Raw genomic sequence first — 14,272 nt, 5'->3', positions numbered from 1 at the left:
TGGTCTGCCCCGGTGCGCCGCAGTGCATCCGGGTATGTATCGCAGTGCCCCATGTATCCCCCCTGATTCAAGGACCGTGATCGACGATGAAGGTCGGCATCCCCCGCGAGGTCAAGAACAACGAGTTCCGCGTGGCCATCACCCCTGCGGGTGTCCACGAGCTCGTCCGCCACGGCCACCAGGTCTTCGTCGAGCAGAACGCCGGTGTCGGCTCCTCGATCACGGACGAGGAGTACGTCGCCGCCGGCGCCGAGATCCTCCCCACCGCCGACGAGGTCTGGGCCACCGCCGACCTGCTGCTCAAGGTCAAGGAGCCGATCGCGGAGGAGTACCACCGTCTCCGCAAGGACCAGACGCTCTTCACCTACCTGCACCTCGCCGCTTCCAAGGAGTGCACGGACGCGCTCCTGGAGTCCGGCACCACCGCCATCGCGTACGAGACCGTCGAGACCGCGAACCGCGCGCTCCCGCTGCTCGCCCCGATGTCCGAGGTCGCGGGCCGCCTGGCCCCGCAGGTCGGCGCGTACCACCTGATGCGCTCGGCCGGCGGCCGTGGCGTCCTCCCCGGCGGCGTGCCCGGCACCCACGCCGGCAGGGCCGTCGTCATCGGCGGCGGCGTCTCCGGCTGGAACGCCACCCAGATCGCCGTCGGCATGGGCTTCCACGTGACCCTGCTCGACCGTGACATCAACAAGCTCCGCGAGGCCGACAAGATCTTCGGCACCAAGGTGCAGACGATCGTCTCCAACGCCTACGAGCTGGAGAAGGCCGTCGTCGAGGCCGACCTCGTCATCGGCGCCGTCCTCATCCCGGGCGCCAAGGCCCCGAAGCTGGTCACCAACGAGCTCGTCGCCAAGATGAAGCCCGGAAGTGTCCTTGTCGACATTGCGATCGACCAGGGCGGCTGCTTCGAGGACTCGCACCCGACCACCCACGCCGAGCCGACCTTCCAGGTCCACAACTCGGTCTTCTACTGCGTCGCCAACATGCCCGGCGCGGTCCCGAACACCTCCACCTACGCCCTCACCAACGCCACGCTGCCCTACATCGTGTCGCTGGCGAACAACGGCTGGGTCGAGGCGCTGCGCCGCGACGCCGCGCTCGGTCTGGGCCTCAACACCCATGACGGCAAGGTGGTTTACAAGGAGGTCGCCGAGGCGCACGGCCTCGAGCACGTCGAGCTGAGCACCCTCCTGGGCTGACCCTCGCGGCACCGCCGTCAACGCGTGCCGTCAATGCCACACACCCGGCCGGACCTTGTTCGACAAGGTCCGGCCGGATGTGTGTCCGGACCCGGCGGAACGTTCGGCCAACTCGCCTCGAACGTAACCCTTTAACCGTTTCGCACACCCCTGAAACGTGTGGATGCATGCCTGCGCACCCTTGACAGAGAGGTGTTCGGTTGCCGACACATCGGGCCGGGTCCGGCGGATTGTGTTGCTGCGGAGCGGTGACACGCCATAGAGTCGCCAACCGTCGGCATGGTGCCACGCTGACCTATCGATAAATGTTCCTGGTGACATCCAAGGAGGTAAGACGACTTGTGAATGAGTCGACAATTACTCCCGGGAGCGGTGCGCCAGGTGCTCCGATCGGCTCCGTCGCGGTGCGGACCTTCGCGACGCACCAGCCCATGACGACAGCCCACACGATGAAGACGATGGACGGCCTACACGTGAACGCCACGGCCGGCAACGAGATGGGCCGAGAGTCCACCCACTTCGCCGCCTTTGACGAGGTGCCCGAGGGGCACTTCTACGACCCCGACGCCGAGTACGAGCCCGACCCGGAGTACGCGGCCACCCTCGCACCCGACGCTGCCCGGCAGCGCCGCGAGCGGATCGGCCCCACCGGACGGCCCCTGCCGTACTTCCCGATCCCGGGTCCGCTGACCGACCACGGACCCGCGAAGATCATCGCGATGTGCAACCAGAAGGGCGGCGTGGGCAAGACCACGTCGACCATCAACCTGGGTGCCGCGCTCGCGGAGTACGGACGACGGGTGCTGCTCGTCGACTTCGACCCGCAGGGAGCCCTGTCGGTCGGTCTCGGCGTGAACCCGATGGAGCTCGACCTCACCGTCTACAACCTGCTCATGGAGCGGGGCATGTCGGCGGACGAGGTCCTCCTCAAGACCGCCGTACCCAACATGGACCTGCTGCCGAGCAACATCGACCTCTCGGCCGCCGAAGTCCAGCTCGTCAGCGAGGTCGCGCGCGAGTCGACGCTCCAGCGCGCCCTGAAGCCGCTGATGAACGACTACGACTACATCGTGATCGACTGTCAGCCCTCGCTCGGCCTGCTGACCGTGAACGCCCTGACGGCGGCTCACAAGGTCATCGTGCCGCTGGAATGCGAGTTCTTCGCGCTCCGTGGAGTGGCGCTGCTGACCGAGACCATCGAGAAGGTCCAGGAGCGGCTCAACCCCGAGCTGGAGCTCGACGGCATCCTCGCCACGATGTACGACTCCCGCACCGTGCACAGCCGTGAGGTCCTCGCGCGCGTCGTCGAGGCCTTCGACGACCACGTCTACCACACGGTCATCGGGCGGACGGTGCGCTTCCCGGAGACCACGGTCGCCGGCGAGCCCATCACCACGTACGCCTCCAACTCCGTGGGCGCCGCCGCCTATCGTCAGCTCGCCAGGGAGGTGCTCGCCCGGTGTCACGCCGAGTGAGTCTGCCCGGCGCCGACGAACTCTTCCGTACGACCGGGGGGACGGCGCTCCAGGCGTCCGCACCCCGCAGGGCCGTCCCGGCACCCGCGGGCGAGAGCGACACGACGGCGGCCGAGGGCTCCGCGGAGCACACGGCGGCGGACTCCGAGGCGACGGAACCCCGCGCCCGGACGACGGAGCCCGAGAGTGCCGCTCCGAAGTCCGCGCCCTCCGCCGCGGTGCCCGCCCCTGCGGCGGCCCGGCGGCGCGGCGGCCGGGCCCCGAACCGGCGGCCCAGCGGCCGTGAGCGCCACGACGAGAAGATCACGGTCTACGTCTCCGCCGAGGAGCTGATGGACCTGGAGCACGCCCGGCTCGTACTCCGGGGCGAGCACGGCCTGGCCGTGGACCGGGGCCGGATCGTCCGGGAGGCCGTCGCGGTCGTCCTGGCCGACCTGGAGTCCCGCGGCGACGCGAGCATCCTCGTGCGCCGCCTGCGCGGCCGCTGACGGTAGCCTGCGGGCTGCCGCGCTCCCCGTTCCCCTGGACCTCCATGCACCACGCCTCTGACGAAACGTCCCGCCCGCACCGCCGCCTTCTGGGCCGCGGCCCGGGCGAGCCGGAGGAGGCCGCCGCCGTCCCGCTGCCCCCTGCCCCGCCCGCCGACGCACCTGTCGCGGGGGCGGGGGAGGAAGCGGCAGGGCCCGGGGCCGCGCCCGAGCCGGAGGCCGATGCGGTTGCCGTCGGCCCTCCGGCCGGCGAGTCCGGTGAGGTCGACGAGTCCAGCGATTCCTGTGAGGCCGGTAAAGCCGGCGATTCCGGTGAGGCCGGTAAGGCCAGTGACTCCGGTAAGGCCAGTGACTCCGTTGAGGCCGCTGAGTCCACCGAGGCGGGGGACGGGCGGTTCACCGTGCGGCTCTCGAACTTCGAGGGGCCCTTCGATCTGCTGCTCCAGCTGATCACCAAGCACAAGCTCGACGTCACCGAGGTCGCCCTCTCCCAGGTCACCGACGAGTTCATGGCGCACCTGCGCGCCCTGGGACCCGACGGGGACCTCGACCAGACCACCGAGTTCCTCGTCGTCGCCGCCACCCTGCTCGACCTCAAGGCCGCCCGGCTGCTGCCCGCCGCCGAGGTCGAGGACGAGGCCGACCTCGCGCTCCTGGAAGCCCGCGACCTGCTCTTCGCCCGGCTCCTCCAGTACCGCGCCTACAAACGCATCGCGGCGATCTTCGAGGAGCGCTGGGAGGCCGAGGGCCGCCGCCATCCCCGTACCGTCGGACTCGAACCGCACCACGCCGAGCTGCTCCCCGAGGTCGTCATCTCCATCGGTGCCGAGGGCTTCGCCAGGCTGGCCGTCAAGGCCATGCAGCCCAAGGCCGAGCCCCAGGTGTACGTCGACCACATCCACGCCCCGCTGGTCAGCGTCCGCGAGCAGGCCGCCGTAGTCGTCTCGCTGCTGCGGGAGCGCGGGAGCGCGCTCTTCCGGGAGCTGATCGAGGACGTCGGGGACGACACCCTCACCGTCGTGGCCCGCTTCCTCGCCCTCCTGGAGCTCTACCGCGAGAAGGCCGTCGCCCTCGACCAGGAGACCGCCCTGGGGGACCTCACGGTCTCCTGGACCGGCGGGGAGACGGATCCCTCCGGGGCCGTGACCGACGAGTTCGACCAGGAGACCACCGCATGAGCGACCTCAAGCCCGCCCTCGAAGCCGTCCTCATGGTCGTCGACGAGCCCGCCACCGAGGCGCATCTCGCCAAGGTCCTGGACCGCACCCCCCGCGAGGTCGCGGACGCCCTGCGCGAGCTGGCCGACGAGTACACCGTCCAGGGCCGCGGCTTCGAGCTGCGGCAGGTGGCCGGCGGCTGGCGCTACTACACCCGCGCCGAGCACGCCGCGGCCGTCGAGGCCTTCGTCCTGGAGGGCCAGCAGGCCCGGCTCACCCAGGCGGCCCTGGAGACCCTCGCGGTCGTCGCGTACCGCCAGCCGGTCAGCCGTTCCAGGGTCTCCGCGGTCCGCGGAGTCAACTGCGACGGCGTGATGCGGACCCTCCTCCAGCGGGGTCTGGTGGAGGAGACGGGCGCGGAACCCGAAACAGGTGCGATCCTGTACAGGACGACGAACTACTTCCTGGAGCGGATGGGCCTGCGCGGCCTGGACGAGCTCCCCGAGCTCGCGCCCTTCCTCCCCGAGGCGGAGGCGGTCGAGCCGGACTCACTGGAAGGGGTCCCGTCGTTCGATCCGGATGCACCGGATCGTGAGGACGACGACGACAAGACGGAAGTTTGATGCGAAGCAGCAGCGGCAGGAACAGCAGCGGAAACAACGGCGGGAGCCGTGGTGGCAACAGCGGCGGCCGCGGCGGCAGCAGCGGTGGCGGCCGCGGTGGCAGCGGCGCCGGCGGTGGCGGCTACCGGGGCTCCGGTGGCGGCAGCGGCAGCGGCAGCGGTGGCGGTGGCTACCGCGGCGGCAGCGGCTCCGGTGGCAGCGGCGGTGGCCGTGGCGGCTCGGGTGGCGGTGGCTACCAGGGCGGCGGCGGTGGCGGTCGCGGTGGCAGCGGCGGCGGTTACCAGGGTGGCGGCGGTGGCGGCTACCAGGGCGGCGGCGGCCGTGACGGCCAGAAGAGCCCGAGCAACCCGCGCCGGCCTCGCCCGGAGGAGCGCTCCTACGACGTGAGCCCCCCCTCCGAGGCCCCGAAGAAGGGTCGCGGCTCCGCGGCCCGCGGCGGCGCCAAGGGCGGCCCCAAGGCCCCTCAGGGCGGTATGCCGCCCCGTCGTGGCCCGCACGGCCAGCGGCAGGCCCCGGCCCGCTCGCGCGAGCTCGAGGCCAAGATCGAGCAGCGCAACCGGGAGCGGTACGAGAACCGTCCGGAGATCAAGACCCCGAAGACCTTCCCGGGCGCCGAGCAGGAGGGCGAGCGGCTGCAGAAGGTCCTCGCCCGCGCCGGCATGGGCTCGCGACGCGCCTGTGAGGAGCTCATCGAGCAGGCCCGCGTCGAGGTCAACGGCGAGATCGTCCTGGAGCAGGGCAAGCGCGTCGACCCGGAGAAGGACGAGATCAAGGTGGACGGCCTGACCGTCGCCACCCAGTCGCACCTGTTCTTCGCGCTGAACAAGCCGGCCGGTGTCGTCTCCACGATGGAGGACCCGGACGGCCGCCAGTGCCTCGGCGACTACGTCAACAACCGCGAGACGCGCCTCTTCCACGTCGGCCGGCTCGACACGGAGACCGAGGGCATCATCCTGCTCACCAACCACGGTGAGCTGGCCCACCGCCTCACGCACCCGAAGTACGGCGTGAAGAAGACCTACCTGGCCGCCATCACCGGCCCACTGCCCCGCGAGGTCGGCAAGCGGCTCAAGGACGGCATCCAGCTGGAGGACGGCTACGCCAAGGCCGACCACTTCCGCGTGGTCGAGCAGACCGGCAAGAACTACCTGGTCGAGGTCACGCTGCACGAGGGCCGCAAGCACATCGTGCGCCGCATGCTGGCCGAGGCCGGCTTCCCGGTCGAGAAGCTGGTCCGTACGGCCTTCGGGCCGATCGGTCTGGGCGACCAGAAGTCGGGCTGGCTGCGCCGGCTCACCAACACGGAGGTCGGCATGCTGATGAAGGAAGTCGGCATGTAAGGCCCCTGGCCCGCTGTACCCGAGAAGCCCGTGACCGCTCGCCGGTCACGGGCTTTTCCGTGTCCGTGTCCGTGTCCGTCTCCGCGCTCGTGCCCGTGCTCCCCGCTTTTCCACCTTGTGGCCGGAGCCCGTCCCCCTTTATAGTCAACATGACTCTTAAGGAGGCGGGCGTGAGCCTCGCAAGCATCCTCGAACCCCTGCAGCAGCCGCTCTTCACCGTCCTGGACACCCCGGTCAGCTGGACCGAGGTCCTGGGATTCGGCAGCGGGGCGCTCTGCGTCTGGCTCGTCGCCCGCCAGCACCTCGCGAACTGGCCCATCGGCATCGCCAACAACCTGTTCTTCGTCCTGCTCTTCACGCAGGCGGGGCTCTACGCCGACGCCGGCCTCCAGATCGTCTTCATCACCCTCGCCGTGTACGGCTGGTGGACCTGGACCCACGGGGGTGGACCAGGCTCCGACGCCCTCCCGGTGCGCCGCACCACGCGCACCGAGTGGACGTGGCTGATCACGGCGGGGGTGGTGGGGACCCTCGCCCTCACCCTGCTCCTCGACCGCGCCACCGACTCGACCGTCCCCTTCTGGGACGCCCTGACGACCGCGCTCTCCCTCCTGGCGACCTACGGCCAGTGCCGCAAGCGCCTGGAGTCCTGGTGGCTGTGGATCGCCGCCGACGTGGTCTACGTACCGCTGTACGCGTACAAGGAGCTGTACCTGACCTCCCTGCTGTACGTCGGCTTCATGGCGCTCTGCGTCCTCGGTCTGCGCGGCTGGACCCAGGACCATGCCGCGCGCCGCGCCCTCCAGGTGGAGGCGGCGGCATGAAGCGCTACGGACACGGCCTCGTCCTCGGCAAGTTCTATCCGCCGCACGCCGGCCACCACCATCTCGTCCGCACGGCCCTCGACCGCTGCGAACGCCTCACCGTGCTCGTCTGCGCCTCCTCCGTGGAGTCCGTCCCGCTCGACGAGCGCGTCGCCTGGATGCGCGAGATCCACCCCGACGCCCTCGTCGTCGGAGCCGTCGACGACATCCCCGTCGATCTCCACGACCCCGACGTGTGGGACGCCCACATGGCCGTCTTCCGGGCCGCCGTGCCCGAGCACGTCGACGCCGTCTTCACCTCGGAGCCGTACGGGGAGGAACTCGCCCGCCGGTTCGGCGCCGAGTCCGTCTGCGTCGACCCCGAGCGCACCCGCCACCCCGTCTCCGGCACCGCCGTCCGCGCTGACCCCGTCGGCTGCTGGGACTTCCTGGAGCCGCCCGTACGCTCCGCGCTCACCCGGCGCGTCGTCGTCCTCGGCGCCGAGTCCACCGGCACCACCACCATGGCCCTCGCCCTCGCCGACCACTACCGGCGGCGCGGCGGCGTCTGGGCCCGCACCCGGTACGTACCGGAGTACGGGCGCGAGTACAGCGAACTCAAGCTCGCCGAACTCCGTGCCGAACGCCCCGGCGCCGACTGGGCCGACGTCACCTTCCACTCCTCCGACTTCCCCGTCATCGCCCAGCGCCAGGCCGAACTGGAGGAGGAGGCGGCCCGCGACGGCTCGCCCGTCCTCTTCTGCGACACCGACGCCTTCGCCACCACCATCTGGCACGAGCGCTACATGGGCACCACCAGCCCCGCCACCGGCGAGATCGCCGCCCACGGCCGGCAGCACCTCTGGCTGCTCACCGACCACCGGGGCGTCGACTTCGAGGACGACGGACTCCGCGACGGGGAGCACCTGCGGCCCTGGATGACCGCCCGCTTCCTCACCCAGCTCACCCATAGCGGCCGCCGCACGGCCGTCCTCAGCGGTCCGCACGAGGAACGCCTCGCGGCCGCGGTCGCCGCCGTCGACGGGCTGCTCGCCGAGGGCTGGCACCTCACCGACCCGCTGCCGGAGCGACGATGACCGGCCACCGGGCGCCGACGGGCGCGGCCGACGACGGCGACCGGGTGCCGGCGGGTGTGCCCGAGGGCTACGACCCGTACGCCTTCGAGCCGTTCGCCGTCACCGTCGACCTCGCCGTCCTCACCCTCCGCGAGGAGCGCCTCCACGTCCTGCTGGTCGAGCGCGGCCAGGAGCCGTACGCCGGGTCCTGGGCGCTCCCCGGGGGATTCGTCCTGCCCCGCGAGTCCGCCGAGCGGGCCGCCCGCCGCGAACTCGCCGAGGAGACCGGGCTCTCCGATGCCACCGTCGACGGACTCCACCTCGAACAGCTCCGCACCTACACCGAGCCGGACCGCGACCCGAGGATGCGGGTCGTCTCCGTCGCCTTCACCGCGCTCGTACCCGATCCGCCCGAGCCGCGCGGCGGCGGCGACGCGGCCCAGGCGCGGTGGATGCCGTACGGGACGCACGGGCCGCTCGCCTTCGATCACGACCGCATCCTCGCCGACGCCCACGAACGGGTCGGCGCCAAGCTGGAGTACACCTGCCTCGCGACCGCCTTCTGCCCACCCGAGTTCACCCTCGGCGAGCTGCGGCAGGTCTACGAGACGGTCTGGGGCGTCGAGCTCGACCGCCCCAACTTCCGGCGCAAGGTCCTCGCCACGCCCGGCTTCGTCCAGGCAGTGGAAGGACCGCCGCGCCTCACCGGCGGACGGGGGAAACCGGCCGCTCTCTACCGGGCGGGCGGGGCCACCACCCTCCACCCGCCCCTCCTGCGACCGGAAGGACGATCCACGTGAACCTCACCCGCACCGCCGTCAAGCGGGCCGCGACCGGCTCCCTGATCGGGCTGGCGCTCGGCGACGCGCTGGGCTTCCCGACCGAGTTCAACGACGTGCCCTCGATCCTCGCGAAGGTCGGGCCCTGGCGGGAGATGCCGCTGCCCGTCCGCGACGGGAAGGCGTACGTCACCGACGACACCCAGATGGCGCTCGCCTTCGCCCGGGGCATCCGGACCGCGATGGACCACGGAGTGCTCGCCCCGCAGGGCCTCGCCGGGCCCGTACGGGACGAGTTCGTCGACTGGTACCACTCACCCGAGAACAACCGCGCCCCCGGCAACACCTGCCTCCGCGCCTGTGCGCTCCTCGACGGCGACCGGCTCTGGCAGGACGCGAGCCAGATCGGCTCCAAGGGCTGCGGCGCCAACATGCGGGTCACACCCATCGGGCTCGTCCCGGGGCTGAGCGAGGAGCAGCGGGCCGGCGCCGCGCAGCTCCAGGCGGCCCTGACCCACGGCCACCCGACCGGGCTCGCCGCCTCCGACCTCACCGCCCGCGCCGTCCACCTCCTCGCCCAGGGCGTGGACCCGGCCGGACTGGTCGGACAGTTGCGCTCGTACGCGTACGAGAACCGCTCCCGCTACCACGAGCACTGGCTCGGCGACCTCTGGACCCGTTCCCAGGACCCCTCCGCCCGGCACTTCATCGAGCGCGGCTGGGACGAGTGCCTGGCCGTCCTGGAACGCCTCGACGCCGTCCAGCGCACGGCGGACCCGGAGCTCGACCCCTGCACGTACACCGGTGACGGCTGGATCGCCGAGGAGGCCCTCACGACCGGGCTCCTCAGCTTCCTGCTCTTCCCCGACGAGCCCCTCACCGTCCTGCGCCGGGCCGCCTGCACCCGGGGCGACTCCGACTCGATCGCCGCTCTCGCGGGCGCCTTCGCCGGCGCCCACCTCGGCGCGGACGCCTGGCCGAAGGAGTGGGAGGAGCACATCGAGTACCGGAGCGACCTGCTGACCTTCGGCGCGCTCTGGGACGCTTGACCCATGACGCTCACTCTCGACCCCTCACAACACGTGGACCTCACCGCCGTCGTGGCCGAGCAGCCCGACCCCCTGCTCTTCGCGACGGTCTCCGGCGCGCACCTGTACGGGTTCCCGTCCCGCGACTCGGACGTGGACCTGCGCGGTGCGCACCTGCTGCCGGTGGACGCGCTCATCGGGCTGCGCGAACCCGAGGAGACCCGCAGCCGGATGTGGGACCGGGACGGCGTCGAGATGGACCTCGTCACGCACGACCTGCGGAAGCTCGCCCGGCTGATGCTGCGCCGCAACGGCTACGTCCTGGAGCAGCTCACCTCCCCGCTCGTCGCGCACACCACGGAGACCCACGCGGAGCTGGTCTCCCTCGTGCCCGAGGTGCTCACCTCCCACCACGCCCACCACTACCGGGGCTTCGCCGGGACGCAGTGGCGGCTCTTCGAGAGCAGCGGGGAGCTCAAGCCGCTGCTCTACACCTACCGGGCGCTGCTCACCGGCATCCACCTGATGAGGTCGGGCGAGGTGCAGGCCCATCTGCCGACCCTGGTCGAGGAGGTCGCCGAGGCGCCGGCCCGGCTGCCCGACCTCGTCGAGGCGAAGGCGGCGGCGGAACACGGGCTCGCGGACCTGGCGATCGAGGACGTACGGGCGGAGACCGAAGTCCTGCACGGGGTCCTGGACGAGGCGCAGGCCGCGTCCGCTCTGGGGGAGACGGCGGTACGGGCCCACGACCTGCTGCACGATCTGGTCGTACGGGCCCGGTCGAAGAGCAGCTAGGGGGTGTTTCGAAAGTCCCGCACAGCGCCCGCGGCGCCCGGCACGCCCCCTAGCGCACGTCCGTCGCCGAGGCGCGGCGCGCGCGGATCAGGAAGTCCTGCACGCGCGCGTGGTCCGGGGCGGCCGGGAGCGGGGTCGCGTCGAGGGCGTGGTCGGCCTCCTCCTGGAGACGGTTCATCCAGGACTCGACCTCGGGCCAGGACACCTCGCCGCGCTTGACCGCGAGGAGACGCTCGCGCTCCTCGCCGACGTCGATCCGGAGCTCGCCCGAGCGCAGCAGGTCCCGGCAGCTGGTCAGCAGGCGCAGCAGGTGCATGGCGTGCTTCCAGCGGGGGTGGCCGTACTGGCGCACGTCCGCGTCGAGCTTGCGGCGCTGCCCGCCCGCGTAGCGGACGAAGGTCTGGTGGGCCTGCCGGGAGAGGAAGGCGCCACGCAGCGAGAGCAGTTCGCGGCCGAGGTCGTCGACGTGCTCGACCACGGGGGAGTGGAGACACTCCAGGACGTTCGGGTTGTTGCGCAGGGCCAGCTCGCAGAAGCGTTCCAGCTCCCAGCTGAACTGCTCCTCGCCCGGCCCCTCCACATGCGCGGGGGGCTTGTCGAAGTGCCAGAACAACGGCGTCGGGGCGAGGTACACGCCCCGGACGTCGGTGTCGCTGCCCTCGGTCGCGAGACCGAAGGCGCGTGAGCCCATCACACAGGAGTAGATCGTGTGTTCGCGCACCAGCTCGTCCGGAGTCATGCCGGTCAGGCTACGGCAGGGCTATGACAGGGCTATGTCAGGGCTACACGAGGGTGATCGAGTCGCCCGAGACGGTGATCTGCTCGGCCGGCAGCGGGCGGGGAGCCGGTCCCGCCACCACCGCGGCGTCGGTGATGCGGTACTTGGAGCCGTGACAGGGGCAGTCGATGGTGCCGTCGGCGACCTTGTTCACCAGACAGCCCTGGTGGGTGCAGATCGCGGAGAACGCCTTGAACTCCCCGGCCGTGGGCTGGGTGACGACCACCTTCTCCGCGTCGAAGACGGTGCCCCCGCCCACCGGGATGTCGGAGGTCTTGGCCAGGGCCTTGCCACTGGGGGCGACGGGGGAGGCGCTCGTCTCGGCGGTGGCGCTCGGGGTGGCCGGCGCACTCGTGCCGGGGGTGGCCGCCGCGCTCGTGCCGGCGGTGTCGCTCGGGGAGGCCGGGGCGCTGGTGGTCGTACCGCCGTCGCCTCCGTCGTCCGAGCCGCAGCCCGCCGTCAGGGCCGCGGCGCCGACCAGGACGGTGCGGCGGCTCGCGGCGCGTGAAGTCAGGTTCGTGACGCGTGAAGTCATACGGCCACCTTGGCGCCGCGGAGCCGCCGGGTCCCGCAACACGCCTACACCCAGGGGGTCAGCTCCCTCGCACGGCCGTCCGCGTCCCGCCGTACCTCCAGGACCGAGGTCACCGCCTCCCGCTCGATCGGCCCGTACACATGCGGGAAGAGCACCTCCCCCGAACCCTCCCGGCGGACCTCCCCGGCCAGCCGCTCCTCGTCGATCACGAGCACCAGGAGCGGGCCCGGCACGTCCCGGTAGCGGGCGTCGGCGATCACGAGGGCCGCGGCCTCGTCCGGAGAGCAGTGGACGAAGCCCTCGGCGGCGAGGGACGGCGGGGCGTACGGGGCATCGGGGGCGGCCGACCAGTCGGCCAGCGGTACGACGTGCAGCAACATGCCGACCTTTCTACCGTGCGGTTCCGTGGCCGGGGATGTACCCCGAGTGGCGGAACGCCCCGGTTCGAGTGACATTGAGCGTGTTCCGAACCGGACGAAAGGCAGAACCATGGCGGGAAACGACCCCGCAGGAGGCCGCCGACCAGATCGCCCGCTCGCTGCCGCAGGCCGTCGACAGACTGACCCCGAACGGCTCGGTGCCCCAGGGCTCCCTGGAGGACATCATCCGGCAGCAGCAGCTCTGACCGCGCCCGCCGCCCGCCCTCCGTCTCGGAGGGCGGGCGCCGCGACGCCGCGTCCCCACCGCTGACTAGGCTGATCGGAGCAATGACGCAGGCGAAGGAGCACGACGTGGCGGTACGAGCGGTCCGAGGAGCCGTCCAGCTGGAGCGGGACGAGGCCGGGCACATGAGTGAGCAGGTCGAAGAGCTGCTCACCGCCGTCCTCGAACGCAACGGGCTCGGCGCCGACGACCTCATCAGCATCTGGTTCACGGCCACGCCCGACCTCCACAGCGACTTCCCCGCCGCCGCGGCCCGCCGGATCGGCATCGTCGACGTCCCCTTGATCTGCGCGCAGGAACTCGACATCGAGGGCGCCATGCCGAGGGTCGTCCGGCTCCTCGCCCACGTCGAGACCGAACTCCCCAAGTCACGGATCGCGCACGTCTACCTCGGCGCCGCGGCCGCTCTGCGCAAGGACATCGCCCAGTGAGAACAGCGCTCGTCATCGGCACCGGACTGATCGGCACCTCCGCGGCGATCGCCCTCGCCGGCCGGGGCGTCACCGTCCATCTGCGCGACCACGACCCGGCGCGCGCCAGCACGGCCGCCGCGCTCGGCGCCGGCACCGACGAGGAGCCCGCGGGCCCCGTCGACCTCGTCATCGTCGCCGTACCCCCGGCGCACGTGGCCGCCACCCTCGCCGAGGCCATGACCGCCGGGCTCGGCCGCGGCTACCTCGACGTGGCCAGCGTCAAGGGCGGCCCCAAGCGCGAGCTGGAGGCCCTGGGCCTCGACCTCACCCCGTACATCGGTACGCACCCCATGGCCGGCAAGGAACGCTCCGGCCCGCTCGCCGCGACCGCTGACCTCTTCGAGGGGCGGCCCTGGGTCCTCACCCCGACCCGGGACACCGACACCGAGGTCCTGAACCTCGCCCTGGAGCTCGTCGCGCTGTGCCGGGCCGTCCCCGTCGTCATGGACGCCGACGCCCACGACCGGGCGGTCGCCCTGGTGTCCCACACCCCGCAGCTCGTGTCGTCGATGGTCGCCGCGCGCCTGGAGGAGGCCGAGGAGTCGGCCGTACGCCTCTGCGGGCAGGGCATCCGGGACGTCACCCGGATCGCGGCCTCCGACCCGCGCATGTGGATCGACATCCTCTCCGCCAACCCCGGACCCGTCGCCGACGTGCTCTCCGGTGTCGCCGCCGACCTCGACGAGACCGTCCGCGCCCTGCGCTCCCTCCAGTCCGCCGACGAGGAGAAGCGCCGGGACGGCGCCCTGGGCGTCGAGGACGTCCTGCGCCGCGGCAACGCCGGCCGCTCCCGCGTCCCCGGCAAGCACGGCGCCGCCCCCACGGTCTACGAGACCGTCGCCGTCCTCATCAGCGACCAGCCGGGCGAGCTGGCCCGCATCTTCGCCGACGCGGGCCGCGCGGGGGTCAACATCGAGGACGTCCGCATCGAGCACGCGACCGGCCAGCAGGCGGGTCTCGTCCAGCTCATGGTGGAGCCCTCGGCCGCCCCCGTCCTCGGCGCGGCCCTCCAGGAGCGGGGCTGGGCCCTGCGGACGAGCTGACGGCAGGGCCCTGG

17 protein-coding genes are annotated in these 14,272 nt (G+C 71.9%); 14 read left to right on the top strand and 3 right to left on the bottom strand.

Features of this window, described 5'->3' with window-relative positions; translation table 11 throughout:
* The first annotated feature begins 86 nt into the window (after positions 1–86).
* The 11 genes from ald to OG514_RS02225 all read left to right on the top strand — a co-directional run bounded on the left by ald (position 87) and on the right by OG514_RS02225 (position 10,766).
* Positions 87–1,202, top strand: coding sequence for an alanine dehydrogenase (ald, locus tag OG514_RS02275; protein ID WP_266890275.1), 1,116 nt, complete (start codon positions 87–89; stop codon positions 1,200–1,202).
* Between the two features lie 449 nt (positions 1,203–1,651).
* Positions 1,652–2,677: a ParA family protein gene (locus tag OG514_RS02270; RefSeq protein WP_037637819.1), complete on the top strand. Its 1,026-nt coding sequence runs from the start codon at positions 1,652–1,654 to the stop codon at positions 2,675–2,677.
* Complete coding sequence (locus OG514_RS02265; RefSeq protein WP_266890273.1) at positions 2,662–3,165, top strand: hypothetical protein; 504 nt, start codon at positions 2,662–2,664, stop codon at positions 3,163–3,165. Before OG514_RS02270 ends, OG514_RS02265 begins: the two co-directional genes overlap by 16 nt.
* A gap of 44 nt (positions 3,166–3,209) precedes the next feature.
* Entirely contained in the window at positions 3,210–4,343 is a 1,134-nt protein-coding gene (locus OG514_RS02260) for a ScpA family protein (RefSeq protein ID WP_266890271.1), read from the top strand.
* Complete coding sequence (gene scpB, locus OG514_RS02255; RefSeq protein ID WP_266890269.1) at positions 4,340–4,945, top strand: SMC-Scp complex subunit ScpB; 606 nt, start codon at positions 4,340–4,342, stop codon at positions 4,943–4,945. Before OG514_RS02260 ends, scpB begins: the two co-directional genes overlap by 4 nt.
* A complete protein-coding gene (locus tag OG514_RS02250; RefSeq protein WP_266890267.1) occupies positions 4,945–6,285 on the top strand; it encodes a pseudouridine synthase in 1,341 nt (446 codons plus the stop codon). Before scpB ends, OG514_RS02250 begins: the two co-directional genes overlap by 1 nt.
* 170 nt (positions 6,286–6,455) lie before the next feature.
* Entirely contained in the window at positions 6,456–7,109 is a 654-nt protein-coding gene (pnuC, locus tag OG514_RS02245) for a nicotinamide riboside transporter PnuC (RefSeq protein ID WP_266890265.1), read from the top strand.
* Positions 7,106–8,185: an AAA family ATPase gene (locus tag OG514_RS02240; protein ID WP_266890263.1), complete on the top strand. Its 1,080-nt coding sequence runs from the start codon at positions 7,106–7,108 to the stop codon at positions 8,183–8,185. The genes pnuC and OG514_RS02240 overlap by 4 nt, the downstream gene beginning before the upstream one ends.
* A gap of 44 nt (positions 8,186–8,229) precedes the next feature.
* Positions 8,230–8,964: an NUDIX domain-containing protein gene (locus OG514_RS02235; RefSeq protein ID WP_266900722.1), complete on the top strand. Its 735-nt coding sequence runs from the start codon at positions 8,230–8,232 to the stop codon at positions 8,962–8,964.
* Entirely contained in the window at positions 8,961–9,992 is a 1,032-nt protein-coding gene (locus OG514_RS02230; RefSeq protein WP_266890261.1) for an ADP-ribosylglycohydrolase family protein, read from the top strand. Before OG514_RS02235 ends, OG514_RS02230 begins: the two co-directional genes overlap by 4 nt.
* Positions 9,993–9,995: 3 nt before the next feature.
* Positions 9,996–10,766: a nucleotidyltransferase domain-containing protein gene (locus OG514_RS02225; RefSeq protein ID WP_266890259.1), complete on the top strand. Its 771-nt coding sequence runs from the start codon at positions 9,996–9,998 to the stop codon at positions 10,764–10,766.
* A gap of 49 nt (positions 10,767–10,815) precedes the next feature.
* On the opposite strand, the gene OG514_RS02220 is transcribed toward OG514_RS02225, so the two are convergent.
* From OG514_RS02220 to OG514_RS02210, 3 genes are read right to left on the bottom strand one after another with little or no spacing between them, the layout of a single operon-like run.
* A complete protein-coding gene (locus OG514_RS02220; RefSeq protein WP_266890257.1) occupies positions 10,816–11,505 on the bottom strand; it encodes a nucleotidyltransferase domain-containing protein in 690 nt (229 codons plus the stop codon).
* A gap of 43 nt (positions 11,506–11,548) precedes the next feature.
* The gene (locus OG514_RS02215; protein ID WP_266890255.1) at positions 11,549–12,079 is read right to left on the bottom strand and encodes a Rieske (2Fe-2S) protein; all 531 of its coding nucleotides are present in this window, start codon (positions 12,077–12,079) and stop codon (positions 11,549–11,551) included.
* A gap of 44 nt (positions 12,080–12,123) precedes the next feature.
* A complete protein-coding gene (locus tag OG514_RS02210; RefSeq protein WP_266890253.1) occupies positions 12,124–12,459 on the bottom strand; it encodes a DUF952 domain-containing protein in 336 nt (111 codons plus the stop codon).
* Positions 12,460–12,539: 80 nt separating this feature from the next.
* On the opposite strand from OG514_RS02210, the gene OG514_RS02205 reads away from it, so the two are divergent.
* The 3 genes from OG514_RS02205 (at position 12,540) to OG514_RS02195 (ending at position 14,258) form a co-directional block, all read left to right on the top strand.
* Positions 12,540–12,704, top strand: a complete 165-nt coding sequence (locus OG514_RS02205; protein WP_266890251.1) for a hypothetical protein — start codon at positions 12,540–12,542, stop codon at positions 12,702–12,704.
* Between the two features lie 106 nt (positions 12,705–12,810).
* Positions 12,811–13,173: a chorismate mutase gene (gene aroH / locus OG514_RS02200; protein ID WP_266900721.1), complete on the top strand. Its 363-nt coding sequence runs from the start codon at positions 12,811–12,813 to the stop codon at positions 13,171–13,173.
* Positions 13,170–14,258, top strand: coding sequence for a prephenate dehydrogenase (locus OG514_RS02195; protein ID WP_266890249.1), 1,089 nt, complete (start codon positions 13,170–13,172; stop codon positions 14,256–14,258). The genes aroH and OG514_RS02195 overlap by 4 nt, the downstream gene beginning before the upstream one ends.
* The last annotated feature ends 14 nt before the right edge of the window (positions 14,259–14,272 follow it).

The sequence above is a fragment of the Streptomyces sp. NBC_00572 genome, assembly GCF_026341815.1.
Taxonomy (GTDB): Bacteria; Actinomycetota; Actinomycetes; order Streptomycetales; family Streptomycetaceae; genus Streptomyces.
The sequence above is the reverse complement of the archived record's forward strand: the minus strand, read 5'-3'. Positions and strand labels throughout refer to the sequence as shown.